Source organism: Metabacillus sp. 113a (assembly GCF_050107635.1).
GTDB lineage: Bacteria > Bacillota > Bacilli > Bacillales > Bacillaceae > Metabacillus_B.
Genome location: NZ_JBNILJ010000011.1, coordinates 21,530 through 47,112, shown reverse-complemented (window position 1 = coordinate 47,112; position 25,583 = coordinate 21,530). Strand labels below are relative to the sequence as shown.

At 47.3% G+C, this 25,583-nt stretch carries 25 protein-coding genes; 19 read left to right on the top strand and 6 right to left on the bottom strand.

Annotated features, from left to right (window positions below; genetic code table 11):
* Nucleotides 1-10: 10 nt before the first annotated feature.
* A complete protein-coding gene (locus ACQCVE_RS14485) occupies nt 11-268 on the top strand; it encodes a hypothetical protein (RefSeq protein ID WP_426863232.1) in 258 nt (85 codons plus the stop codon).
* A 177-nt stretch (nt 269-445) separates the two neighbouring features.
* Here ACQCVE_RS14485 and ACQCVE_RS14480 read toward each other — a convergent pair whose 3' ends face one another.
* The 5 genes from ACQCVE_RS14480 to ACQCVE_RS14460 all read right to left on the bottom strand — a co-directional run bounded on the left by ACQCVE_RS14480 (nt 446) and on the right by ACQCVE_RS14460 (nt 8,004).
* Complete coding sequence (locus ACQCVE_RS14480) at nt 446-2,125, bottom strand: LysM peptidoglycan-binding domain-containing protein (protein WP_426863231.1); 1,680 nt, start codon at nt 2,123-2,125, stop codon at nt 446-448.
* A gap of 339 nt (nt 2,126-2,464) precedes the next feature.
* Nucleotides 2,465-3,409 carry an LCP family protein gene (locus ACQCVE_RS14475; protein WP_426863230.1) on the bottom strand — a complete coding sequence of 315 codons (945 nt, stop codon included), beginning with the start codon at nt 3,407-3,409 and terminating at the stop codon, nt 2,465-2,467.
* A 114-nt stretch (nt 3,410-3,523) separates the two neighbouring features.
* On the bottom strand, nt 3,524-4,291 hold the full coding sequence (locus ACQCVE_RS14470; RefSeq protein WP_426863229.1) for a DUF3862 domain-containing protein: 768 nt from the start codon (nt 4,289-4,291) through the stop codon (nt 3,524-3,526).
* A 626-nt stretch (nt 4,292-4,917) separates the two neighbouring features.
* The gene (locus ACQCVE_RS14465; RefSeq protein WP_426863228.1) at nt 4,918-6,456 is read right to left on the bottom strand and encodes a glycoside hydrolase family 32 protein; all 1,539 of its coding nucleotides are present in this window, start codon (nt 6,454-6,456) and stop codon (nt 4,918-4,920) included.
* An 87-nt stretch (nt 6,457-6,543) separates the two neighbouring features.
* Nucleotides 6,544-8,004 (bottom strand): glycoside hydrolase family 68 protein, encoded by a 1,461-nt coding sequence (locus tag ACQCVE_RS14460; RefSeq protein WP_426863227.1) that lies wholly within the window; start codon nt 8,002-8,004, stop codon nt 6,544-6,546.
* 719 nt (nt 8,005-8,723) lie between these two features.
* Here ACQCVE_RS14460 and ACQCVE_RS14455 point away from each other — a divergent pair.
* From ACQCVE_RS14455 to ACQCVE_RS14375, 17 genes are all read left to right on the top strand, one after another.
* Nucleotides 8,724-10,061, top strand: a complete 1,338-nt coding sequence (locus ACQCVE_RS14455; protein ID WP_426863226.1) for a phenylacetate--CoA ligase family protein — start codon at nt 8,724-8,726, stop codon at nt 10,059-10,061.
* 123 nt (nt 10,062-10,184) lie between these two features.
* Nucleotides 10,185-11,099 carry a 1,2-phenylacetyl-CoA epoxidase subunit PaaA gene (gene paaA / locus ACQCVE_RS14450; RefSeq protein ID WP_426863277.1) on the top strand — a complete coding sequence of 305 codons (915 nt, stop codon included), beginning with the start codon at nt 10,185-10,187 and terminating at the stop codon, nt 11,097-11,099.
* 15 nt (nt 11,100-11,114) lie between these two features.
* A complete protein-coding gene (gene paaB, locus ACQCVE_RS14445; RefSeq protein ID WP_426863225.1) occupies nt 11,115-11,474 on the top strand; it encodes a 1,2-phenylacetyl-CoA epoxidase subunit PaaB in 360 nt (119 codons plus the stop codon).
* Complete coding sequence (paaC, locus tag ACQCVE_RS14440; RefSeq protein ID WP_426863224.1) at nt 11,471-12,295, top strand: 1,2-phenylacetyl-CoA epoxidase subunit PaaC; 825 nt, start codon at nt 11,471-11,473, stop codon at nt 12,293-12,295. Before paaB ends, paaC begins: the two co-directional genes overlap by 4 nt.
* A gap of 16 nt (nt 12,296-12,311) precedes the next feature.
* The gene (gene paaD / locus ACQCVE_RS14435; RefSeq protein ID WP_426863276.1) at nt 12,312-12,809 is read left to right on the top strand and encodes a 1,2-phenylacetyl-CoA epoxidase subunit PaaD; all 498 of its coding nucleotides are present in this window, start codon (nt 12,312-12,314) and stop codon (nt 12,807-12,809) included.
* 20 nt (nt 12,810-12,829) lie between these two features.
* Nucleotides 12,830-13,135, top strand: a complete 306-nt coding sequence (locus ACQCVE_RS14430; protein WP_426845964.1) for an EthD family reductase — start codon at nt 12,830-12,832, stop codon at nt 13,133-13,135.
* Nucleotides 13,128-13,904: an enoyl-CoA hydratase/isomerase family protein gene (locus tag ACQCVE_RS14425; RefSeq protein WP_426863223.1), complete on the top strand. Its 777-nt coding sequence runs from the start codon at nt 13,128-13,130 to the stop codon at nt 13,902-13,904. The genes ACQCVE_RS14430 and ACQCVE_RS14425 overlap by 8 nt, the downstream gene beginning before the upstream one ends.
* A gap of 8 nt (nt 13,905-13,912) precedes the next feature.
* Nucleotides 13,913-14,686 (top strand): enoyl-CoA hydratase-related protein, encoded by a 774-nt coding sequence (locus ACQCVE_RS14420; protein WP_426845968.1) that lies wholly within the window; start codon nt 13,913-13,915, stop codon nt 14,684-14,686.
* A 19-nt stretch (nt 14,687-14,705) separates the two neighbouring features.
* Nucleotides 14,706-16,223 carry an aldehyde dehydrogenase family protein gene (locus ACQCVE_RS14415; protein ID WP_426863222.1) on the top strand — a complete coding sequence of 506 codons (1,518 nt, stop codon included), beginning with the start codon at nt 14,706-14,708 and terminating at the stop codon, nt 16,221-16,223.
* 71 nt (nt 16,224-16,294) lie between these two features.
* Nucleotides 16,295-17,161, top strand: coding sequence for a 3-hydroxyacyl-CoA dehydrogenase (locus ACQCVE_RS14410; RefSeq protein WP_426845972.1), 867 nt, complete (start codon nt 16,295-16,297; stop codon nt 17,159-17,161).
* A 3-nt stretch (nt 17,162-17,164) separates the two neighbouring features.
* Nucleotides 17,165-18,361, top strand: a complete 1,197-nt coding sequence (locus ACQCVE_RS14405; RefSeq protein ID WP_426863221.1) for a thiolase family protein — start codon at nt 17,165-17,167, stop codon at nt 18,359-18,361.
* Nucleotides 18,362-18,376: 15 nt separating this feature from the next.
* Entirely contained in the window at nt 18,377-19,153 is a 777-nt protein-coding gene (locus ACQCVE_RS14400; RefSeq protein ID WP_426863220.1) for an enoyl-CoA hydratase-related protein, read from the top strand.
* A gap of 98 nt (nt 19,154-19,251) precedes the next feature.
* Complete coding sequence (paaX, locus tag ACQCVE_RS14395) at nt 19,252-20,133, top strand: phenylacetic acid degradation operon negative regulatory protein PaaX (protein WP_426846020.1); 882 nt, start codon at nt 19,252-19,254, stop codon at nt 20,131-20,133.
* 422 nt (nt 20,134-20,555) lie between these two features.
* Entirely contained in the window at nt 20,556-21,506 is a 951-nt protein-coding gene (locus ACQCVE_RS14390) for an NAD(P)H-dependent flavin oxidoreductase (protein ID WP_426863219.1), read from the top strand.
* 130 nt (nt 21,507-21,636) lie between these two features.
* Entirely contained in the window at nt 21,637-22,638 is a 1,002-nt protein-coding gene (locus ACQCVE_RS14385) for an ABC transporter substrate-binding protein (protein WP_426845979.1), read from the top strand.
* 19 nt (nt 22,639-22,657) lie between these two features.
* On the top strand, nt 22,658-23,707 hold the full coding sequence (locus ACQCVE_RS14380) for an ABC transporter permease (protein ID WP_426845981.1): 1,050 nt from the start codon (nt 22,658-22,660) through the stop codon (nt 23,705-23,707).
* Complete coding sequence (locus ACQCVE_RS14375; protein ID WP_426863218.1) at nt 23,685-24,482, top strand: ABC transporter ATP-binding protein; 798 nt, start codon at nt 23,685-23,687, stop codon at nt 24,480-24,482. The genes ACQCVE_RS14380 and ACQCVE_RS14375 overlap by 23 nt, the downstream gene beginning before the upstream one ends.
* Before the next feature lie 75 nt (nt 24,483-24,557).
* Here the strand turns inward: ACQCVE_RS14375 and ACQCVE_RS14370 are convergent, their stop codons facing one another.
* Nucleotides 24,558-25,016, bottom strand: a complete 459-nt coding sequence (locus tag ACQCVE_RS14370) for a DUF5063 domain-containing protein (protein ID WP_426845985.1) — start codon at nt 25,014-25,016, stop codon at nt 24,558-24,560.
* 143 nt (nt 25,017-25,159) lie between these two features.
* On the opposite strand from ACQCVE_RS14370, the gene ACQCVE_RS14365 reads away from it, so the two are divergent.
* Entirely contained in the window at nt 25,160-25,363 is a 204-nt protein-coding gene (locus tag ACQCVE_RS14365) for a hypothetical protein (RefSeq protein WP_426863217.1), read from the top strand.
* The last annotated feature ends 220 nt before the right edge of the window (nt 25,364-25,583 follow it).

Sequence of the window (25,583 nt, the reverse complement as noted above, 5' to 3'; positions counted from 1 at the left end):
AGAGGCCGAAATGCATGAAGTAACCATTGAACAGAAAAACAGCAATCTCGTTCTTAAGTGGCAGCTAAGCAAAATCGAAATTCCTCTGGCAGCGATTACTGAAATGACGAGCGACGATACGTATGGCGGAGCAGAGCGCACGGCGGTGAGAGTTGGCTTTCCTTCCGCCACGGCAGACCGGATTTTAATAAAAACCAGTGGTCAAAGCTATCTTATTTACTCAAATGCCGGATCTGTAATTGAGAATAAAATCAGAAGGATGCTGTGAATCGCTTCATTGGGAACAGAGGTGGCTTGGACCGGTTGGAAGCTGCTTCCTTGCTGGAAACGGATAAATGGCTCTGTTACAGGGGAAACGATTGAAACGTGATAAATAGACCGATGAATGAATAAGAGCTGAAGCTAAGCGGAAAGAAATATCCGCAAAGCTTCAGCTCCATTTTTTTTATTTTTGTTCCCAGTACACTAAGAACGGATAAGGGTTAACAGCTTTGTAGTTCTTGTCGTAAACACCGAGGTGCAAATGGGGTGCAAACATACCGGTTGTGCCGGTTTTGCCGTACCCGCTGTCGCCGACTGTACCGATGTATTGCCCGCGCTTGACAGTTTGTCCCACTTTAAGACCGGAAGCGTATTTGTCCATATGCGCATAATAGATACGGTATCCTTCATGATTGCGGATGGTCAGTCTCCAGCCGCCAAGTTCGTTCCAGCCGTATCGCTCAACGACACCATCTGTTATGGAGTAGAGAGGTGTTCCTTTTTTAGCCATAATGTCTGTACCTTCATGGGTTCTTGTTCCGCCGTACGCTCTGGAATTTCCCCATGAATCCGGGTAAGGCTGATACGTTCCCGGTTTCAGCGGGAAGATTCCGTCCGCAAGAACGGCTGGTGCAGGCAATTCGCCCTCTGTCATTTTCAGGATTTGACCGATGCGCAGAGTATCACTTTTTAAGTTGTTGATTCTTTTAATTTCCTGAACGGATGTCTTGTATTTGCTTGCAATGGCAGAGAGGGTATTTCCTGGCTGAACTGTATACGTAACGGCTGTTTTAACAGGTGCTGACGGTTTGCTCGTTTGAACAATCGTTCCGCCGGATGGAATCGTTAACGTTTGCCCAACATAAATAGTAGTTGTTTTCAGCTTGTTTGCTTCCATAATCTGGTTAGAGGAAACGCCGTATCTTTTCCCGATGACGTAAAGGCTGTCTCCTGATTTCACCGTATATTTATAGGAAGTAGGAGCTGGTTTTGGTGTGGTCGTACCTGAGTTAGAATTAGAACCTGATGAAGGCTTCTTTACAACCAAAGAGTCACCGATATAGATGATATTGCTCTTTAAGCTGTTCCATTGTTTGATCTCATTTACGGATACTTTATAAATGCCGGCAATCTTTGACAGACTGTCACCTGATTTCACCGTATGTTTAACGGTTGTGGATGAAGCCGGTTTTGTGGCAGTCGCAGGTTTAGTTGTTGATGTTCCGGTTTTGGATGATCCTGAGCCCGGGTTTTTTACATAGAGTGAGGTTCCTATATAAATGGTATTGCTCTTAAGCTTGTTCCATTGCTTAATATCATTGATGGAAACCTTGTATATATTGGCGATTTTGGAAAGACTGTCACCTGATTTTACCGTGTGCTTACTTGCAGAAGATGCTGCAGAACCCTTGGAAGCAGGTTTAGATGAAGCCGAAACAGTTTTGCCGGAGGAAGGACTTTTCACGTAAAGCGATTTACCGGCGTAAATCATATCGCTTTTCAAGTTATTCCATTGCTTTAATTGAGTGACGGATACTTTGTACTTGCTGGCGATCTTTGAGAGGCTGTCTCCAGATCTTACAGTATACTTGTCAGAGGAAGAAGGGGCAGATGATGGCGAAACGGACTTTGATCTGGAAGCAGGACTGCTTACAGTTAGAGATTTTCCCACATAAATAAGATCGCTTTTTAGCTTGTTCCATTCTTTTAACTGGCTGACAGAGACATTGTACACGTTGGCAATTTTCGACAGGCTGTCACCAGACTTGATTTTATACGTCTGGGACGCAGCTTCAGCATCATGGGCGGCGTATACGCTTAGGAAGCCGGCTAAAGCTACTCCTGTGAATAGGCTTTTTTTCATGGTGGAAAAATTCCCTCCTAGTATAATCTTACTTTATAACTGCTACTATAGTAACATTTCATTGGATTATATGGAACATATTAAAAATACCTAGCATTAAATAGGTATTTAGACTCTTAAAATAAGAAATATAGAAATTAATAGGGTGAATAACCCGATTTTTACGTTTTATTGTAAAATTTATGTAAATAAAGTTTCGGTACTAAGACAATTTTTAAAATGGCGGTATAAAGCTTTTACAACCAAGATAAGTAACTGTAATGTGCTTTATTCTTCCGACAATTTTTTCACCGAAAAAAAACAAACTTCGGGGACATTCCCGAAGTTTTGCATTAGGTTCTATTCTAAAAACTCTTTAAGGGCTGACTGATTTTCTTCCAGATCCAATCTCAAAACCGCGCCTGCTCCCGGAAGCTTTTGCGGTTCGTAAGCTCCTTCAGCTGGGATTCTTAACGTTTGAATCTCTTCATCGCGATTCCCCATATAAGAGGCTGCAAGGGAGAGAACCGTAGTATCCTCGAGATTTGTGTTAATGTATGGCTGGATGGTGCCAATCAGCTGTGGGGCTTTTGTCACGCCATTTAGACTGAATAGCTCCCGGGACACTGTTCCGAGGATTTCCTGCTGCCGTCCGACCCGCCCGAAATCACTTTGCGCATCCTGCCGGAAACGGACATACCCGAGGACTTCCTTTCCATCAAGCTTCTGCAGGCCGGGTTCAAGCGTGACACCTATTTTTTTGGACATCCGTTTTTCAACATTGACCTCTAGACCGTTTGGGAAGGCTTTATCAATAATCTGGGAAAACCCGTTAAAGTCAACAAGGGCGTAATATTGAACATCCACGCCGAAATTTTCTTTTATGGTTCTGCGAAGCAATTCTGCTCCCCCGATTGAATAGGCAGAGTTGATTTTTCCTTTGCCATGGTCCGGAATATCCACATAGGAATCTCTCATAATTGAGACGAGCTTGGCCGTATTGGCGTCAGTGTTATATTGGCCAATCATAATGGTATCGGTCCGCGATTTTGCTTCTCCACGGGAATCAATTCCGAGAAGAAGAACATTCACGGTTCCTTCCGCTCCCTTGACCCCATTAAACTCGACATTTTCTTTGTGGATGCTTGTGGCTTTCATTGATTCATCTAACGCTAATTTATACTGGATAAAAAAATAGAGGGCAAAGCTAACAAGAAGGAGGAGGAGGACGGTTAGAAAAACCCGGAACTTTCTAATTTTCCGTTTCTTTTTCTTGCCCCGGTTCATGCGGCTTGTTTCAATCATTTGAATTTCCTTTCATTACTTGGCATGTGCATATTATATCAGAAATTGTAAAAACGAGAGCGGAATTTAGCGGAAAATGAAAAAGCCGCCGGGCGCAACCCGGCGGCTATGATGCTATTTAAGACCTGACTGGGATTTGTTGGACAATCCGTTTTCATCAAATGAGAGAGTAGCGTAGCTGTATTTATCCCCGCCGTCACTCTGATACATATAGCTTGCAGAGTAGTAGTCTCCGCCAAGGGTGGTTTCTCTTTCAAGTGTTCCTGAGCCCCCGATGATTTTGTTAACTTCTTCAAGGGTCATGCCGTTCTTAATTTGATCGTATTCGTCTTTTGTCATTTTTCCATTAGCCTTTGGATCGATCAGTCCGTATTGAGATTTTGAAACGAGCTTTTCTTCCTGGAAACGAAGGTCTACAAATATGCTTCCGTTATCCGTATCTGTTTCCCAGCTGTAGCTCTCAGAATGGAATTCCGAACCTTTATCTCCTGATTCAGACTCCAATACTCCTTCGGCTCCGATGATTTCTTCAGCTTCCTTATACGAAATGCCGAACTTTAGTTTATTGAACTCTTCCATACTGACCTCTCCTGCAGGAGCAGGTGCAGCTTCGCTTTCCTCTTCAGCCGGTTCTTCGGCAGGCTCTTCAGCTGCTTCTGTATCCTCATCTTCCATCTCATCTATAAAGCCGTTTTCAGAACCTTCATTGGAGCTGTCTTCATCCGCTGACTCTTCATCCGTCCAGCTCTCATCTTCCTCCGAACTCGCGGATGCTAAATTAGAGGAAAGAGGCTCATTTTCAATAAATACTGATGCTGCTGCAACTGTTACAAGGACGACTGCTATGGAAATCCACTGCATAAGAACCCATTTCTTTTTCACTGCCTTCTCCCCTTATCAATAATAGAGTAATCCATTTCCCATAATCCCTTCCCTTTTTTAGGTCGTTTTTAACATAAAATTACAAAATAATTGAAAAAATGTTTACTGGCTAATAGCTGCGTCGATTTATGCAGGACAGAAGGTGTCAGTTAAGTTGAAGTGGATCCGCGCCTTTTGGCATTTTTGAACGTTTTTCGGCCGGACGGAATCATGCTGCAAGCTATTTGCTCCTTTAATTAGCCGGGCAGCCCCGTTTTGGAGCCAATTTTTAGCTGCTTTGCAAAGGATCAGCCGGGATATGAGCTGAAATCCAGTTTTATTGTCCGTACTCGGTCACTTATTGTCCGTATCCGCGGATTTATTGTCCGAAATCGAATTATATTGTCCGTACTTTTAATATAAAGACTTTTCGACAAAAAATGCGGAGCGAATCCTGCAGGGGTAATGCCAGAAGGCTCCACAGCTGTCGAGTACCTTCCTCCTAAAATTCGTTTCTGTGCAAGAAAAAAAAGGCCGGAGCTATGCTCCAGCCCCAATTGAATCAGGGTAACCTGATGGGGATTCTGCTGGTCCCCTGGAGACAGCCGTCCCGGCAAGCGGGCTGAATCCTGCCCCCGGACAGGTCCTCAGTTAAAATGCTTGATCTCCATGTTTTCAAAAACAGACGTGCCGCCCTCAGAGTAAAGCGTGATTCCCTGATCTTTTTTTTCAGGGAAGACGAGACTTGAGTGAACCGTCCGGCCATCCTCAAAAAAAACTTCGATGCTTGTGCGGTCCACGAGAATTTTGACATGGACTTTTTTCTTTCCGGCGTCAAAAGGAGCCTTGCTCTCAAGGGATTTTTTGCTCTTGTCGGGCTGTCTTGAAAAGCTTCTGTTGACATAGGAGTGTCCTTCTTCCGGCAGAAGTCCTGCATCAATGTGGCGAGTGCCGTCATCGGATTCACGCAGGCGAAGTCCGATGTTTTTAGCATCGGTCCAGCTGATATCTGCATCTAGCTGGTAGGCTTCTCCTTTTAGATCAAGGGTTGTTGAACCATTTACCTCTAACTTGCCGATGGAGTCCGCTGATTTTGCTGTTTGCTCCAGCGCTTTAACCGGCTGGGAAATTAGGGTGTAGCCCTGATCCTGTTGTTTTTTCAGTTTGATTTCTCTTACAATGGAATCCGTGCCGTTAAAATTCTCTTCCATTGTTGGTGTGTTATGGGGGTAATCCCAATTGTTCATCCACGCAAGAGCATAGCGCTTGTCTAAAGAGCTGCTGTCATCTTCAAATGTAACGCCGCCATACCAGTCAAACCCGTAATCGAGCCACTGAGGTTCCTTTGAATCCGAAATAAAGGTTTTTCCGTCGTAGGTACCCGTCCAATAGGCATAGGTGTTTGGTTTGCCGGATGCTTTTCCATTGGCGCTTGCACCGAGTATCCATTTAACTGTGCCGTCTTCTGCACGCATTTGATAAAGGTCCGGACATTCGATGAGACCGATGTTTTCAGTTTTAAAATCTCCTGTAAACGTCCATTCCTTCAGGTTATTGGATTCGTAAAAGCCGATTTTGTCTCCTTCAGCCATGGTCATCATCCATTTTTTATTCTTTTCGTCCCATATGATTTTCGGATCACGGAAAACCTCCGTTCCGGGATTAGATAAAACAGGCTTTTCACTGAACGAGGTGAAGGTTTTCCCACGGTCTGTGCTGTACCATAAATACTGCTCCTGTTTTCCGCCATCAGCAGAAGGCTGGGTTACGACAGCGATTATGGCGCCTTTTCCGAAGCCTGCCGTATTGTTTTTGTCCTCAACCGCAGAGCCTGACCAAATATCTCCGTTCTTGTTCGTGAACTTTGGGATGGCTGTGCCTTCATCTTTCCAGCTGACTAAATCCTTAGAAGTAGCAAGACGCCACTCCGTTCCGCCGCCATCTGGATAATTGCCGTTATACAGATAATAGTAATGATATTTTCCGTCAATATAAATTGGCTTTTGGGGATCGTTTTTCCATTTATCCGGTGTGCTGAAATGGAACACCGGCCGGAAGGATGAAGAAGGTTGGGGGGACTCTTTTTTCTTCGTTTGCTCTTTTGGAGATTGGAAAAAACCCAGAAAAAGTACAAGAATAATCAATAGGGCAAGGGCTGAACACCATACGATCCATTTCCAGTTCATAGGAATACTCCTTTCGGTTTTGACCTTTCATGAATAAAAGAAAATGGTGAGTGGAAGCTCACCATTTTCTCTGTTTAGGATGCTGAATTATCTGCGCTTTTTAGTCGGGATTTCAAGCTGTCCTTGTTCAAGGATGCTGTCTTTTACTACAGAAGTTCTTTTTCCTTTGATTTTAAGCAGGAAGCTTGGTGCAAAGGAAGACTTTTGTTCTTCAAAGAATCCGCGGTTTGTAATGTAGCTTGTTACAACAAATTTATCTCCGGATTTTTGAGGCACAACATAGTGTGCGTAGTTGAATGTTTTATCATTCGGGTCCAGGTCATGGTGAAGAACAATTCCAGTGCGGTTAAGCGGCTTGAACTTTCCATCAAGAGAGTTAGCAACATAACCAAGCATGAAGATGTCTTCGTTATCAATGCCGTCGATTGTCATTTTAGCACCGCGTGTATCAGTGAACAGGTACCATTTGCCTTTATGCTTGAAGATATTCGGACGCTCGATTTCATCGGTTACGGTGTTAGAAGTAAGCAATGGTTTTTTTACTTTTTTGAATGTAAAGTCGTCATTGATTTCAATGATTCCCATTGCCCCGTTTGCAAGCTCTGCTTTTTGCTTTTGATTGCTTTTCATCAGTCTTTCTTTTTCTGCTTTGAAGAAGGATTTGCTGCCGCCGTAGTATGCACGGTTAAATAGTGATTCTTCTCCTTGGTATCCTGTTTCAGTTCCGGTATTCGCTTCAAATACAAGATATTTTTTGCCTTTTTCTTCAATGTAATGAGGATCTCTTAGAGTGTGGTTGTCTCCAGTAGAGAATCCGCCTTGATCCACAAATTGTTTAACGGTTTGATATTGTTCTCCGTCGCCGTCAAAGATGGATTTATGGTCGGATACGCCAGCAACCGTTAATTCAGTATTATAGGAATGGTTAAGGTTTACTTGAGCAGTCGTGAGAGTCTGTTTTCCAAGCTCGCGATCTGAACGGTTTGTATAGAACAGGCGGACATCGCCTTCTTCAGTCATGACAGCAGATCCGGACCAATCCTGATCCTTGTTTTTAAGGTGAGGATCGTCAGGGTTTACTACATCATTTTCAAATACTTTACCAGCGTTCTTCCAGCTTTCAATGGATTCTTCCCCTTTTTTCTTATAGAAAAGGTAGATGGAAGTATCATTGGCATCTGCAGGATCTCCAGCAAGACCGAATACGAGGTCATAGCCCTTGTAATTTGCAACCGTTCCGTCTGGGTTCATAAGAGGCCAAGTATCCCACACATCAAGAAGAATCGGGTTGCCGTTTTTGTCAAAGCCTTTTGCAGATTCGATGTTTTTAAGTTTAGATGCATCAAATGCAGGAACGGTGTAACGGTCTTTATTTCTTTCGAGTTGAGCAGGAATCCGTTTCATGTCGTAGCGGGTGATCTCACCTTGACCGTATGTTTCCTTATGGTTCTTATACTCCTGTGCAAAAGCCTGAGTGCCTCCGCCTAATAGTAGAGCAGAAGTAAGAGTCAATGCAGTGGTGCGTTTAAGAATGGTTTGGATGTTCATACTCGTCCTCGTTTCTGAAATTTTTTTTCTTCTGTTAGATGCTGAGCTAAAACTATGAAAGATGATGGCTGCTGTCATTGACCAAGTTTCTGTCAGCAGTTAGTAGTTGCAGAACCGGTTCCGCATGCATCTACAGAATACGTGCAGAAAATAATTCCGTCAAACTGGACGAAAGTACTTGGGGAAGCTGATTTGCATGAGACCCATACTTAGTCCTATAACTATTGGGTTAGGTAACGTAAAGGTGATTCAAGTGGTTGAAAGGGCTTCATATTTATTCTGTATTCGCTTTCCCGATAACAAAGGGTAGAAAGGTATGTAGAACCGGTTCCATACTGAGTGCGGTTTCACAGCCTGGTATTCGTGAGTTTATCTCTGTATTCAGCTCTAAGTGAGACTTTAGATGCGGAAATGTTCCTTATTTTCAGCCTATTTATCAGGGTAAAAGCAAGAATGTTTTACTCTTTTACAGGCGTGTTACATTTGTGGATTCTATGTTAAAGAATGTGGTGCAAAAGAACGGATTATATAAATATCATAATTTCACATAAAAAGTTACATCGATACCTGAAACCGCTGAAGTAAGTAGAAGATTCAGAAAACATTTGACGCACCATATTGCCCGTTGTATGCTTAAATCACAAATATGACGTTTTATTGAAGTTCGAAAATAATACGTCATAAAATAATGAAAGCGGTTTCTTTGAGGGGGAGTATCTTTGATTTTACACAAAGCGGAGACGCTGGACAGGGAGACATTGGAAGCGGAGCAGCTGCAGGGGTTAAAAAAAACGGTCAGCTTAGCTTATGAGAAGAGCCCATTTTATAAAGAGGCCTTTCAGAATATTGGGTTTTCCCCAGATCAAATTCATAATTTGGCGGATATCCGCTTGCTGCCCTTTACGGAGAAGAAGCATTTGCGCGAGCATTACCCGTTCGGATTATTTGCAGCAGGCCGGGAAGAGCTTGTCCGGATTCATGCTTCATCGGGCACGTCCGGAAAACCGACAATCGTCGGTTACACCAAGCAGGATGTCGAAAATTGGGCCGAGCTTACAGCGAGAGCCATTGCGATTGGCGGAGGGACACCGGCTGGCATTTTGCATAATGCATATGGCTATGGTCTGTTTACAGGCGGTTTAGGCCTGCATGCCGGTGGAGAAAGGCTTGGGATGGCTGTTGTTCCTGTGTCCATTGGGAATACAGACCGGCAAATTACTCTCATTGAAGATTTGCAGCCCGAGGTGATTTGCTGCACCCCTTCCTACGCATTAAATATTGCTGAGCGCATGCTGGAAACCGGCAAAAATCCACGGGGAACTTCATTGAAGTTCGGGATATTCGGTGCAGAGCCATGGTCTGAAGAAATGAGAAAGGTGCTCGAGGACCGCCTGGGAATAAAAGCATGTGATATATACGGCCTGAGTGAAGTAATGGGACCGGGGGTAGCGATGGAATGCCATGAAGCGCAGGATGGCCTCCATATTGCAGAGGATCACTTTTATGCGGAGGTTATTGACCCGGATACATTAGAGCCGGTTCCAGATGGAGAGTCCGGGGAGCTTGTTTTCACGAGTTTGAGGAAAGAAGCAATTCCCATGATCCGCTACAGGACCGGAGATGTTGCTTCTCTTACTAAAAAACCGTGCAAATGCGGCAGAACAACGATGAGGATGTCCAGAATTAAAGGGCGGATAGATGACATGCTGATTATCAGAGGGGTAAATGTCTTTCCATCTGAAATTGAGCATCATCTAATTGCCGTGCCTGAAATCGGCCCCCATTACCAGCTTCATTTAGGCAGACGGGGACCGCTTGATGAAGTAACGCTTCATGTGGAAGTGAGCGAAGAGGTTTATGCAGATATTACGATGGATATGGAGCATGAGCGCATGATTGAACTAAGAACACGAATCCAGCATCTGTTGAAATCGTCCTGCCTGGTCTCTGTCAATGTACAGGTGAAGGCGCCTAAATCGATTCCGAGATCGGAAGGGAAAGCGGTAAGAATTGTGGATGCCCGCCTTAAGGCAAGTGAAGCGGAAGGTATTTCTTGAATATAGTATGATGTTAATATATAATAACGTTATAAAATCGTTATATAAAATGAAAGGGGTATTGCAGTGAGCGTGACTTCCTCGTTTTATCAGCGGACCGAGAAGGAAAAATACGAGCGGTTCATGGAAAGAATTGAAGCAGGCGAGAAAATTGAAGCGGATGACTGGATGCCGGATGATTACAGAATGACGCTGATCAAACTGATTTCTATGCATGGGATCAGCGAAATAATGGGAGCGCTTCCGGAGAAAGAATGGGTCCCGAAAGCTCCTTCTCTAAGAAGAAAGCTTGGAATTATGGCGAAGGTTCAGGATGAAATGGGACACGGCCAGATGCTTTTAAGGGTGACGGAGGATCTGATGGCTCCGCTCGGGAAAACGAGAGAAGACATTATGGAGGATCTTTTCACGGGAGATTTGAAGTTTCATAACGTTTTTCATATGGAGGCACCGACCTGGGCAGATGCGGGAGTAATCGGATGGCTTGTGGATGGAGCGGCGATTATTTCACAGACAAATATGCTCGGAGCCTCGTATGGGCCTTATGCGAAAGCTTTGCAGAGAATTTGTGCCGAAGAGGTTTTTCACGCGCAGCACGGCGAATCAATCATTTTAGCGATGACAGAGGGTACAGAGGATCAGAAAGCAATGATTCAGGATTCTTTAAACAGGTGGTGGGAAGCACTGCTTATGTTCTTCGGACCTGCCAGTGCAAAAACGACCGGTTCCTCTAAACAGGATACGACCATTAAATATAAGATCAGGACAAAAACGAATGAGCAGCTTCGCCAGGACTTTTTTTCAAAATACATTCCCCGGGTCCTTTCAATCGGCTTGAAGCTTCCAGACGAAACGATGCATTTTGATGAGGAAAAGCAGCTTTGGATATATAAACAGCCGGATTGGAATGAATTTAAAAACATTATTAAAAACAATGGGCCGAAGTCCAAAGACCGTCTTCGTCTCCGCAAGCTAGCTTACGAGAATAATAGATGGGTGCTGGACGCACTGAACATGAAAAGCCAGAACGCTGGGTAGCAAGGGGTGGAGCAGATGACGGAAAAATCAAAGGGAAGCACGGAATTTTTTGAGGTTTTTGAGGTGTTCAGCAAACGGACTGCATCTGCAGCCATGCAGTATCAGTTTAGCCTGCTCGCTCCAAACCATGAACTTGCCATTGTCATGGCACAGGAGAACTTCATGCGTCGCGAGCCGGTCACTGATATTTGGGTTGTAAAGCGGACGGATATCCGAAAGATGACCGAGGAAGAAAGGGAGTCTTTGGCCCGCCTGGACAATAAGGATTACCGGACAACGAAAGGGTACGGGTATTTAAAGAAAAAGTGGCGTGAATATGAACAAAACATGCTGGATGAAAAGGAAATTTTGTCGTGGGGTGAGAAGAGCAAATGAAGAATGTGAGAGAAGCGGCAGAAGCCATCCAAAATGAAGCTTATTTCAAAGCGCTGTCTGATCTTCTTTTTCAGCTTGCAGACGACGACTTTATCGTGTCATACAGGGGCTCGGAATGGCTCGGTCTTGCTCCGCATATTGAAGAGGATATCGCTTTTTCCTCCATCAGCCAGGATACGATGGGGCATGCAGCCATCTACTATCAGCTGCTGGAGCAGCTCGGAGCCGGGGAGGCTGATGAACTTGCCCACGGAAGGCCGGCTGAAAACCGGAAGAACGCCATCATTCTGGAGGAAGTCAACGGGCCGGGCACGTACCTTGAGGAACCCCGCTATGACTGGGCATTCGCTGTTGTCAGAAATTATTTTTACGATCTCTATAAAAAAATCAAATTAGAGTCCTTGAAAAATTCCTCCTATGAACCTCTTGCCCACGCAGCTGTAAAAATCAACATGGAGCAGTACTACCATCTCCTGCATTGGGAAACTTGGTTCAGGCAGCTGACCCTTTCAGGCGGGGACGCAAGAAGCAGGATGGAAGCGGCGATTGAGAAAGTATGGCTGGATTTTGAAGGGGTTTTAACATTGGGTGCCAATGGAGCGGCAATGTCCAGTTATGGCTTGATTGAAGGAGAGGACTTGCTGAAACAGCGCTTCTATTCCAAGGTAAAGCTTATATTTGAACAGGTGCAGCTTCCTGAGCCGAAGCCTTGCAGCATGAAGTCCGGAAACGGACGCCATGGAGAGCATACAGAGGACTTGGAAAAAGCGCTCGATGTATTATCCGAGGTTTACAGAAGTGATCCTAAAGCCGTATGGTAATCGGATTTCTGGAGGAATCACAGTGAATCAGCACATTACTGAAAAAATCACCAAGGTACTGGAAAATGTGAAGGATCCCGAGATATCTTCTGTCAGTGTGATGGACCTTGGCATGATCGAATCCATTCAATTCGAGGAGGGCAGAGCAGCAATCAAGGCGCTGCCGACCTTTATGGGCTGTCCGGCCCTCGAGATTATTCAAAAGAATATTGTGAGCGCTGTTATGGAGATCGAAGAGATTAATTCTGTCAGCGTGGATTTTATTTACGATCCGCCCTGGACCTCTGACCGGATTACGGCAGACGGACGGGAAAGACTAAAGGAATTCGGCATTGCCCCGCCCCCTGTTTTTTATGAAGAAACAGGGATGTGGAAGGTGAATTGCCCATATTGCGGTTCAGGTTATACAACCTTGGAAAATATATTCGGTCCGACAGCCTGCCGAAGCATTTTGTATTGCAAGTCCTGCAAAAATCCGTTTGAAGCCATGAAGCCAATCTCTACTTTAATGTAGAAAAAAAGGAGAAGATGAACATGTTCAAAATGGTCGCCCTATTTAAAAAGCCAGAGGATCCGCAAAGCTTTGACGAGTATTACTTCGGTACACACATTCCGCTTACCCGGAAAATTCCTGGTCTTCAGGATGTGAAAATCACTAAGATTACCGGCTCGCCGATGGGGGAGAGCGAGTACTACCTTATGTGTGAAATGTTTTATGAGAACAAGCAAGCCTTTAAAGAAGCATCGAAAACCGAAGAATCCAAAGCCTCTGGAAAGGATGTAATGAAATTTGCCGGAAGCCTCGTAACCTTCTTTTTCGGTGAAGAGCATAATGGATAATTTCATGATGATCGAGACCGGGGTGCAGGGGAAAATCGGTCTCATTACACTGAACCGGCCCAAGGTTCTAAACGCGCTAAACAGGCAAATGATCCATGAAATCGTTCAGGCGCTTGAAGAATTTGACCGCCGCGATGATGTCAGGGTAACGGTTCTCTCAGGAAAAGGCCGGGCGTTTGCGGCTGGAGCAGATATAGAAGAAATGGCAGATGAAGATGCCATCCATATGGAATGGATGAATCAATTCGCCGATTGGGACAGAATCAGCATGATCAAAAAACCGGTCATTGGCGCTGTACACGGTTTCGCCCTTGGCGGGGGATTTGAGCTGGCTCTTGCCTGTGATCTGCTTTTTGCAGCAGATCAGGCTCAATTCGGTTTTCCGGAAGTGAATCTCGGAGTGATGCCGGGAGCGGGGGGAACACAGAGACTGACCAAACTGATCGGAAAAACAAAAGCACTCGAATATATATGGACAGGGGAGACGATGACAGCTTCCAAGGCAGAGAAGCTCGGAATCGTCAGCCGCTTGGTTGCCCCGGAGCTATTAATAGAAGAAACGATGAGGTTTGCAGCCAGCCTTGCAGAAAAAGCACCGCTTTCCATTCGTTTCAGCAAGGAAGCGGTGTATAAGGCATTGGATTATTCCGTTTACGAAGGAATGCAATATGAACGGAAAAACTTCAGTCTGCTGTTTTCCTCAGAGGATCAGAAGGAAGGCATGCGCGCATTTAAGGAAAAACGCCTTCCTTTATTTAAAGGAAAGTAGGGGGTCGCATGTACGAAACGATTAAGCTGGAGCAAAAAAACGGCACGGCCTGGCTGACGCTGAACCGTCCGGATAAGCTGAATGCGTTTACTGGACAAATGAACAAAGAGATCGTCCAGGCACTAAAAGCTGCGTCCTCGAACGAGGAAATACGCTGCCTGGTTATAACAGGTGAAGGCAGGGCATTCAGTTCCGGAGAGGATTTAGGAAGCATAGGGGAGGAGACCGATCACGGAGAAATTGTCCGAACCCGCTATAACCCAATGGTGAAGGCGCTGGCTGCCTTTCCAAAGCCGGTAATTGCTGCCGTCAACGGGGTAGCGGCGGGGGCTGGATTCAGCCTTGCTCTTGCCTGTGATTTCCGCATCGCCTCCGAGAAAGCGAGCTTTATCCAATCCTTTATCCACGTCGGTCTTGTTCCGGATTCCGGGAATCATTTCTACCTTCCCCGGATTATCGGAACCGCGAAGGCACTGGAACTGGCCTTGTTAGGTGAAAAAATTGACAGCCGGCAGGCGAAAGAACTTGGACTCGTTACCCTCATTGTGGAACCGGACCTGCTTGAACAGGAAACGGCGGCATTTGCAGATCGTCTTGCTGCGATGCCGACTGCCGCAATCGGGCTCATTAAAAGGGCTATTCACGGAAGCTTTAACGCGACTCTTGATGAAATGCTTGAAAAAGAGGCGCAGTATCAAAGGATCGCCGGTCTGTCAGAGGACCACCGCGAAGGGACAGCCGCTTTTTTAGAAAAACGGAAACCGCAGTTTTCAGGAAAATAAAAAAGAAGGAGTGTTTGGGATGAGTACAGTAAAAGACAAGAAATTTGAGGCTTCACCGACAATCCGCGAAATGTATCAGCTTGTGATCAATGGGGAGCGGACAGACAGCCACTCAAATGAAACGTTTACTACATACAATCCGGCAACCGGTGATGCGGTAGCGGTTGTGGCAAAAGCCTCGATGGAAGATGCAGACCGGGCTGTAAAAGCGGCGAGGGCAGCTTTTGATGCCGGTAAATGGAAGCGTACACCGATCGGTAAACGCTCCCGTGTCCTGAACAAAATCGCGTCTATTATGAGATCCCGCTTTAATGAGCTGGTGGAGCTTGAGATTCTCGATACAGGAAAATCTCTTTCGGCAGCTCAGGGACAGGTCATGCAGGCCATTGAGGATTTTGAGTTTTATGCAGGAGCGATTGTCGGTCACCGGGGAGAAGTGAACAATGTGCCCGGCCAATTCTTTAACTACACCCAAAAGGAACCGGTAGGTGTCTGCGCGCAAATCATCCCTTGGAACTATCCGCTCATGATGGCTGCCTGGAAAGTAGCGCCTGCAATCGCGGCCGGCTGCTCTGTCGTTTTAAAACCGGCAAGCCTGACCCCGCTGACGGCTATCGTTCTGACTGAAATCTGCCACGAAGCCGGTATTCCTCCGGGAGTTGTCAATGTGGTTCCAGGCTCAGGTTCAACAATTGGAAATTATTTGGTGGAACACCCTGAAGTGGATAAGGTGGCGTTCACCGGCTCCACACCGATAGGAAAAGATATTATGGCGAAAGCGAGTCAAACGCTGAAGCGTGTCACTCTCGAGCTCGGCGGAAAATCCCCGAATATCGTATTTGCCGATGCCGACATTGAGGCAGCAGTTGCAGGTTCCCTATACGGCATTTTCTACAACACCGGCCAATCCTGTGAGGCACGGTCCCGCCTTTATGTAGAAGAAAGCATTTACGATGAGTTTATGGAGAAATTCATTGAGAAGGCCCACAAACTGAAGCTTGGCAATCCATTTAATGAAGAAACCCACATTGGAGCTGTGATCAGCAAGGATCAGCTTGAAACGATCGACAGCTACGTGCAGTCAGCCATTTCGGATGGTGCAGAGGTTGTGGCTGGCGGCAAACCGGCAGAGGTGGAAGGGTTCGAAGGCGGCTATTGGTATGAGCCGACCATTATCACGAACGTTACCCATGACATGAAAGCCGTCCAGGAGGAAATTTTCGGACCGGTTGTGGCCGTCATGAAGTTTAACGGCGAAAAAGAAGCGCTTGCTCTGGCCAATGACACCATTTTCGGACTTGGCTCCGCCATCTGGACAACCAATCAGGCCCGTGCGACACGTGTGGCCAACGAAATCAAAGCGGGGGTCGTCATGGTTAACAGCCCGATTTCCGCGTTCCCCGGCACACCGTTCGGGGGCTATAAGCAATCTGGGTTTGGCCGTGAGCTGTGTGTAGAAACTCTGGATCTTTATACAGAAACAAAGAGTGTTCTGTCCTACTTCGGCACCCGTCCGCTGAATTTCTTTAACGTGTAAAACCTTGAGCGAGCGTATTCCCCAGCGGAAGCCGCTCGCATTTTTTCTATAGGGGAAAAGGGGGAAGAAAAATGATCAAACATATCATGGTTGCCGGATCGGGCGTAATGGGAAGAGGGATCGCCTACGTGGCTGCAGCCGGAGGTTTCCGGGTTACGCTGGCTGATGTAAAAGAAGAAGCGCTCTTAAGCGCCAGGAACGAAATTGATGCTATTTTTCAAAAAGCAGTCGGTAGAGAGATTATGTTAAAGGATCAGGCCGAGCATGCGAAAGATAAGCTGGACTATTCTTCAAGCCTTGAAGAAGCATCAAAACAGGCAGACCTGATTATTGAGGCGGTTCCGGAAAAAAGGGAAATCAAGCAGGCGGTCTTTGAACTGTTTGATGCACATGCACCTGCCGGATGCCTTTTTGCCACGAATACGTCCACAATGAGTCCGACAGAAATCGGCTCCTTTACAAACAGACCGGCGCAGGTCATTGCCATGCATTTCTTCAATCCGGTACATAAAATGCCGCTCATTGAAATCATCCGCGGTCTGGAAACAAGCGATGAAACAGCAGAAGCCATTCAGCAGGTTTCCAGGCAGATGAAAAAAGAGACGGTTGTCATCAATGAGTTCCCAGGCTTTGTCACGAGCAGAATCAGCGCCCTTGTCGGGAATGAGGCGTTCTACATGCTTCAGGAGGGAGTAGGATCAGCAGAGGAAATCGATAAAGCGATCCGCCTCGGGCTGAATTATCCAATGGGTCCGTTTGAACTCGGGGACCTGGTAGGACTGGATACAAGACTTAACAATTTAACCTATCTCCATCAGACGCTTGGGGAAAAATACAGACCCGCACCGCTGCTCGTACAATATGTCAAGGCAGGCAGGCTTGGCCGCAAGTCGGGAAAGGGTGTTTACACGTATACAAATGAAGGGAAGGGTGATTGAATCGTGCGTGAAGCGGTAATCGTCGATGCTCTCAGAACACCTGTCGGCCGCTACAAAGGAGCCCTGAAATCCGTTCGCCCGGATGACTTGGGAGCGATCGTCCTGAAAGGGCTGCTGGAGCGGAATAAGGGCCTGGCTCAAATTGAAGAGGTCGTTTTCGGCTGCGCGAACCAGGCCGGAGAGGATAATAGAAACGTTGCACGCATGTCGGCCCTGCTTGCCGGCCTGCCTGTGGAAACAGGCGGTACGACCATTAACCGCCTGTGCGGCTCGGGCCTCGATGCAGTCAATTATGCTGCCAGAGCGATCATGGCAGGAGAAGGGGACATCTACATATCAGGGGGAACAGAAAGTATGACACGGGCCCCTTTTGTCATGGGAAAACCCGAATCCGATTATCCGAGAGGAACGATCGACCTGCTCGACACAACCATCGGCTGGCGCTTTATTAATGAAAGACTGCAGGAAAAATTCGGGACGGATTCCATGCCGGAAACAGCAGAAAATGTTGCAAGGCAGTTTGGCATTGCAAGAGAAGAGCAGGACCGGTTTGCCTATCACAGCCAGATGAAGGCAGCAGCAGCAATGGAAGCCGGAAAATTTGCAGAAGAAATCATTCCAGTCTCCATCCGCGACAGAAAAGGGAAGGAATTTATTGTAGGCCGGGATGAGCATCCGCGGCCTGAAACGACGAGGGAAAAACTAGCTTCTTTGCGGCCGCTGTTCTCAGGGGGAACGGTCACAGCCGGGAATGCGTCCGGAGTGAATGACGGAGCGGCGGCTCTATTGATCATGAGCCTTGAAAAAGCAAACGAGCTTGGACTAAAACCCCTCGCAAAATATAAGGTTTCTGCCGTTGCAGGACTGGAGCCTTCCATCATGGGAATGGGACCCGTGCATGCCTCCCAAAAAGCTCTCACCCGTGCCGGACTCTCGGCAGCTGACCTTGGGCTGATCGAATTGAACGAGGCCTTTGCCTCTCAATCTATCGCCTGCATTAACGAGCTGGGACTCGATCCCGAAAAGGTAAATGTTAACGGAGGGGCTATTGCATTTGGCCATCCTCTTGGAGCAAGCGGCGCCAGAATCCTGACGACTTTGATTTATGAAATGAAACGCAGACAGGTCCGGTTCGGTCTCGCCACGATGTGCGTCGGGGTAGGTCAGGGCATTGCGACCATTGTAGAAAATATAGAATAAGAGAGAAGGATGGCTATGGAAAATGTACTTGTGAAAAAGAAAGAGGGCCTGGCTTACGTTACATTGAACCGGCCGGAATCCCTGAACTGCTTCAATTTTGACATGCTGATGGAATTAGGGGAATTAACGGAAAAGCTCCGCCATGACAAGGAGACACGTGTCGTCATTTTCACAGGAGCGGGAGAGAAGGCCTTCAGTTCCGGAGCCGACTTAAAGGAAAGAAAAACACTCAGCGAGGAAGATGTGCGCAGAAATGTTCACAAAATCAGGACTGTTTTCCATGAAATCTCCAAGCTTCCGCAAGTAACGATCGCAGCTGTAAACGGCTATGCCTTTGGCGGAGGGTTTGAGCTTATGCTTGCCTGTGATTTCCGTCTGGCTGCAGACCATGCCCGGATGGGACTCACTGAGACGAGCTGGGCGATTATTCCCGGTGCCGGGGGAACCCAGAGGCTGCCACGGCTTATCGGGGAAGCGAAAGCAAAGGAACTGATTCTAACCGCCAGAAAACTGGATGCCGCTTCAGCATTTAACTTCGGCATTTTAACGGGAATCACTTCCTCAGACAGGCTCATGCAGGAGTGTGAAGACCTGGCAAGGGAAATTCTGAGCAATGGACCGGTAGCCGTAGAGCAGGCCAAATATGCCATCAGCTGCGGGATGGAAACAGACCTTGCTACGGGACTTGAAATTGAAGCGAAAGCCTACGAACTTACCATCCCGACGTATGACAGAAGAGAAGCGCTCAACGCCTTTTCCGAAAAACGCCCTCCGCAATTTACAGGAAAATAGGCGAAAAAAGTTGACAGAAGGGAACCATTCATTGTCAAATGGAGGATAATAGAGCGCTTAACTTTTCATAGAGAGTAGTGAAGGCAATGAACAGCACCATCAACACGAGATCCATGATCTTTACCCTATACGGGGATTACATCCGCCATTACGGCAACGAAATTTGGATCGGCAGCCTGATCCGCTTGCTGAAGGAGTTCGGCCACAACGAACAATCCGTCAGGGCCGCTATCTCCAGAATGAACAAACAGGGATGGGTAACCTCAAAAAAAATCGGCAACAAAAGCCATTATTTCCTGACAGAACGCGGAGCCGTACGCATGGAAGAAGCCGCCAAGCGGATCTTCAAGCTAAGTCCCGACAAATGGGACGGCAAGTGGCGGCTATTCATCTATTCCATTCCCGAAGAAAAGCGGGCCATCCGCGATGAGCTTCGCAAAGAACTCGTCTGGAGCGGCTTCGGGACGATGGCTAACAGCTGCTGGGTTTCGCCGAACGAATTGACCAAAGAAGTATACGCCCTCATGGATAAATACGAAATCCGTCCGTACGTGCACTTCTTCGCAGCCCAATACGACGGCCCCCACGAAAACAAAAAACTCGTAGAAGAATGCTGGGACCTAAACGAAATTAACCAGCGCTACGAAGAGTTTATTGGCGGCTACAGCCAAAAGTACATCATCGATAAAAACAAAATTCAAAAAGGGGAAATGACCGACGCCGAATGCTTCGTTGAGCGCACAAAGCTCGTACACGAATACCGGAAGTTCCTCTTCAGCGACCCCGGTCTGCCCGAAGAGCTGCTCCCGGAAAAATGGCTCGGCAGCCACGCCGCCTCCCTCTTCAGCAGCTACTACCGCGAACTTGCGGAACCGGCCAGCCGCTTCTTTGAAGAGGTATTCAAAGAAGGAAACGAACTAACGAACAAAGACTCTGAATACGATATTTATCAGCATCCGCTACTGGTGGAGGAGAAATAACCATGGCTGCTGGACCGGGGTTGGGCCGGTGCTGGGCCGGGGCATGTCCCCACATGCTTCACCGCAGCGGGGGACGGAGACCGGCGAGTGCAGCCTCATATACCCCAAGGGATTCGGGAAGCGGTGCCGGAGCTTTAGTATGGTAGAGAAGCAGGGGCCAGGCACCGTGCCTGTCCCCACATGCTTCACCGCAGCGGGGGACGGAGACCGGCGATTGCAGCCTCATATACCCCAAGGGATTCGGCAAACGGTGCCGGAGCTTTAGTATGCTAGAGAAGCAGGGGCCAGGCACCCCGTACCGGAGCTCGGCAGATGATTCCTGGAGTGGTGCCTGAGCTTTGTTTGGTCTGCTGGTACAGGCCGGGCCAAACCCTCTCCTCCCCATTATGTAAACGCTTACACAAAGGAAGGGAGCTTTTAGTTTGAACCGTTTATGCAGCATTCTCAATATTGAAGTGCCCATCCTTCAAGGGGGGATGGGGAACATTAGCAATGCCAAGCTTACGGCTGCCATTTCGGAGGCCGGGGCGCTTGGTACGATTGGTGCCGGGACGCGCACACCTGATGAGGTGGAGAGGATTATACTGGAGACGAAGGAAAGGACTGCCAGACCATTTGCTGTCAATGTGGCGCTTTCGGTTTCTACCCACGCGAAAGAGCTGGCTGAAATAATCGTAAAGCATGAGGTAAAAGCTGTTTCGTTATCAGCAGGAAATCCTGCCCCCTTTATCCCTTACTTTCAAGAGCATGGAGTAAAGGTGCTGGCTGTGACCGCTTCTGTCAGGCAGGCGGAAAAAGCCCAAGCAGGTGGGGCGGACATTATCGTTGGTGAAGGGTTTGAGGCAGCCGGGCTGAATTCTCCGCTGGAGACCACAACACTTGCGCTCATCCCTCAGCTTGTGGATGCGGTTCAAATTCCTGTAGCTGCAGCCGGAGGCATTGCGGATGGGCGGGGGCTTGCTGCCATGCTTGTGCTTGGTGCAGAAGGAGTTCAGATGGGGACAAGGTTTATTGCAACGAAAGAAGCCCCTTTTTCTCCGCTGTATAAGCAGCGCCTTTTAGAAGCGGATGATCATGGGACCATGGTGATCGGCCGTTCAGTGGGAAGAGTGAGAAGAGTCCTGAGAAATCCTTATGCCGGACGTGTGCTTGATAACGAAAGTAAGGGCATGTCACTTGAAGAATATAGCCGCCAAACCGATGAAGAGTTTCATATTGCCGGTGCAATTGATGGAAACGAGAATGCAGGTTATTGGAACAGCGGCCAGATAACAGGATTGATTCGGGAAATTCCTTCTGTAAAAGAAGTCATAAACGAGATGAAAACAGACTTTGATAAAGCGGCCGCCAGACTGAAAGAAATAAATTTTTAAATATTCTAAATATTTATTGACGTGCCAATTTCCTGATGATACCATTACGTTGAAATAACGCACTTGATATTTTCGACATACTTTTTGTAAGAGTTTTACAGTTCTTATATCAAAAGGGGGATTTTTGCTGATGAAAAAGGCGAAGGTATGGCTTGGAATGGCTGTAGCAGCAGGTCTGATTTTGAGCGGATGCGGAAATAAACAGAATGCTTCCGGCGGAGAAGGCGGCAGCGGGGAAGAAGCAGGAAAAACGTATAAAATCGGAGTCACCCAAATTGTGGAGCATGCCTCCCTTGACGATGCTTTTAAAGGATTTAAAAAAGCGCTGGAGGACAAAGGGATAAAAGCGGAATTTGATGTAAAGAACGCGCAGGGGGATTCAAGCACAAATACGACCATTGCCACGACCCTCGTGAGCCAAAAGCCTGATCTGATCTTCGCTAACTCTACCCCAAGCTCACAGGCAGCGCTGAGCGCAACAAAGGACATTCCGATTTTATTCAGCTCAGTGACCGATCCTGTTGGAGCGGAGCTGGTTGATTCATTAGAGAAACCCGGAGGAAATGTAACTGGCACTATCGATGCTCATCCTGATGCAATTCTAAACACGATGAAGTTTATTAAAGAAGAGCTTGGAGGGGAAAAAGTCGGCATGCTCTACAATGCGGGAGAGCAGAATTCCGTGTCCCAGGTGGAATCGGTGAAGAAAGTAATGGAAGAACTGGAACTCGAGCCGGTAACAGCTTCCGTCTCAACCAGTGCTGACGTCAAGCAGGCGGCTGAGTCCATGGCGGGAAAAGTGGATGCGTTTTACATCGTTACTGATAACACCGTCATTTCCGCTGTTGAATCTGTCGTTTCAGTAGCAAATGATAAGAAAATCCCGCTGCTTACCGCTGATTTGGACTCGCTGAACCGGGGTGCCTTTGCGGCTTACGGATTTAAATATTACGACATTGGCTACCAGGCAGGCGAAATGGCTGCGCAAGTACTGACTGGAGAGAAGAAGGCAGGGGACATTCCGGTGGAAGTGCCAGGAGATCTTAAGCTGATGATTAACAAACAGGCAGCTGAAGCAATGGGCATTGAAATCAAGCCGGAGTGGGATGAGCAGGCTGAATACACTGAATAACAGTTAGGGGCGATTCGCAATGTTTTCTGCATTATTCGGTTCTGTTGAATTGGGCATCATTTATGCCATCATGGCGCTTGGCGTCTATTTATCCTTCAGGGTGCTTGATTTTCCTGACCTGACCGTTGATGGGAGCTTCGTTACTGGAGCTTCCGTGGCGGCGGCAATGATCGTGCTCGGCTTTAATCCTTTAGCGGCGACTGCAGCAGCTGCAGCAGCAGGCTTTGCAGCGGGGTCGATAACAGGGGTCTTGAATACAAAGGGGAGGATCAACCCGCTGCTTTCAGGAATATTGATGATGATTGCTTTGTACTCCATCAATCTGCGCATCATGGGAACGACTTCAGAAACGTCGATTGGCGTTCCGAATATTCCTCTCCTAAATTCTGAAACCATCTTTACATGGGTATCTGATTTTTCAAAGAATCTTGGGATTGATGCTCCTTTAAATGGAATGCTCTCGGCTATTGGATTAGGCAGCAGCCTTCCGTCTGGCTGGGGCATCCTGATCTTTATGCTGCTCGTGACCTTTGCGATTAAGGGGCTGACGGACCTCTTTCTTAAGACCGAGACCGGGCTTGCCATCCGCGCTACCGGTGATAACCGGCGGATGATCCGCAGTTTTTCCGCCAACACAGATTCCCTGATAATTTTGGGTCTGGGGCTATCCAATGCGTTAGTTGCCTCATCCGGTGCATTGGTGGCACAATATGCCAAGTTCTCGGATATCGGAATGGGAATCGGGATGATCATAATCGGACTTGCTTCTGTCATTATTGGAGAAGCGATATTCGGCACGAAAACCATTGCCAGAACGACGCTTGCTGTCATCGGCGGGGCTGTTATCTACAGGATTGTCATTAGTCTTTCTCTGCAGGTTGAATGGCTGGATACCGGAGATTTAAAGCTGATCACCGCAGTGATTGTTATTTTCGCATTGATTGTTCCGATGATTCTCGAGCGGTACAGGCAGAAAAAGCGAAAAGAGAAGCGCTACCAGGAGCGGATGCGGGAGCTTCACGGTGTAAATGGAGAGGGGGAGGCCATTGCTGCATCTAAAGCAGATTAACAAGATTTTCAATGAAGGCACGCCGGATGAAAAAATTGCTTTGGACCGAATCAACCTTTCTTTAAAACAAGGGGATTTCGTGACCATTATCGGGAGCAACGGAGCTGGCAAATCAACGATGATGAATGTGATATCCGGCGTTCTTTCTCCGGATGTCGGGATCGTGGAAGTGGACGGGAAGGACGTTACAATGCTGCCTGAATACAAACGGTCAAAGCTGATCGGCAGGGTGTTTCAAGATCCCATGGCGGGAACCGCTCCTTCGATGACGATAGAGGAAAATCTGGCAATGGCCTACTCGCGGAATAAAAAACGCGGGTTTAAAGCAGCCGTAACAAAAAAACGGCATGATTTTTTTAAGGAATCCCTCGCATCCATTCATCTGGGGCTTGAAAACCGGATGAACGCAAAGGTGGGGATGCTTTCCGGAGGCGAAAGACAGGCGCTTTCCCTGCTTATGGCGACGTTCACCGAGCCGTCCATTCTGCTTCTGGACGAGCATACTGCCGCCCTCGATCCTTCCAGAGCCGAGCTGATCACCAATCTCACGAGAGAAATTGTAAGCAAATTTGGTTTAACAACCCTCATGGTGACCCATAATATGCAGCAGGCCCTTGATTTAGGAAACCGGCTGATTATGATGGATAAAGGACAGATCATTTTGTCTGTTGATGAAGAAAAGAAAAAAGAGCTCACCATTGAAAAGCTGATGAGCGAATTTCAGCGGATACGAGGCGAACAGATGGCGAGCGACCGCGCCCTGCTGAATGCTTAATAAACATCGCCAAGCAAGAAGGAAGGAAGTCTCCCGGTCCTCGGGTTCAGCAGACTTCTTTCTTTTTTTGACTCCCTAACGATGAATTGCCCAGTGCATGGCCCGGATTGCATCAGAAGCATGCATCCCCCAATGGATTTCAAACATGAACTTCCAATTCCAAAGGGCAGCCTGGTGGAATCCTTTTTCATAAAGAAAAATCCCGCTCTTTACATCTTTGTAAATATCCAAAATGTCATCTGATAGCGCCACCTGTACAGGTTCATCCCTTTCGTATGGATCAAACACCTCCCAATATTCGCCCCCGAGCTGAAAGTCTATTGAAGGAATCTCATAATCAAGCTCACCTTCCTTATTCGCATGCTCAGCAATTTCCGTTTCGGGAAGAGACAAAGCCTTTGCATACAGATCAATTAAAACACTCAACAGGTCTTTCATTTTCGCCCGCTCTTCTTCCTGATTTGAACCGTATTGCTCTGCAGTCCGGCAAAACCTGGACGCTGAATGAAAAAACTCGAAAGCATGATCCTTCATAGTCACCCTCCGCTTCAAAATATATGTAGAGGAATTCGGTACAGCACGATCAAATTCCTTTTTTGCCGGCCGCAGGTGGAGAGGCTAAACTTGTACGCTAGGTTTTGCGACAAGGTTTTGCGGCGGGGACATAGGGAGCTGTTTTGGTTGTTGTGGCTGTAGAGGTTGTGGTGGTGGCAGTGGTGGCAGTGGCAGTGGCAGTGGCTGCACCGGTTGCGCTTATTTCACTGACTGTCGCAACCCTTCCTCCGTCCCCCGTTACGGTAAAGCATCGGGGGCCAGAGGCAGAAATCTCCTCTTCCATCTCCACCAACGCTTTTAAGGAGCAGGGGACAGAGGAAAACTAGTAGACATAATTGGGGTCGGAGGATGCCTCCGCCCCCTCTTATTGGATTATTCGGGGTCGGAGCTCCAACCTTTCAATCCCTTGTGCAGCAAAGTGTCACCGTAATGGTGCCGGAGGTTTAGTGCTTTAGCACAGCGGGGGTCAGAGGCAAGAGCAGTCCAGCTTCCTTAGAGCTGGGGTACGGGTGGTGATTCCGGAAGGTTAGTGCTTTAGCACAGCGG